General features: G+C 44.1%; 1 tRNA gene. It reads left to right on the forward strand.

The annotated features are described in order from the left end of the window. Nucleotides 1–77: transfer RNA gene (locus tag R0J88_RS24325), tRNA-Asp, on the forward strand. Nucleotides 78–220: the final 143 nt, after the last annotated feature.

Here is a 220-nt window from a genome sequence, read left to right on the forward strand (position 1 = left end):
GGAGTGGTAGTTCAGTTGGTTAGAATACCGGCCTGTCACGCCGGGGGTCGCGGGTTCGAGTCCCGTCCACTCCGCCACTTGTTATTTCCTCAATAACGAGCTTATAAAGTCCTTGATTAAATAATTCAATAAAATATTATTTGGCTATCAGCTATCAGCTATCAGCTATCAGCTATCAGCTATCAGCTATCAGCTATCAGCTATCAGCTATCAGCTATCA

Origin of the sequence: Pseudoalteromonas sp. SIMBA_162 (assembly GCF_046535955.1) — a bacterium.
GTDB lineage: Bacteria > Pseudomonadota > Gammaproteobacteria > Enterobacterales > Alteromonadaceae > Pseudoalteromonas > Pseudoalteromonas marina.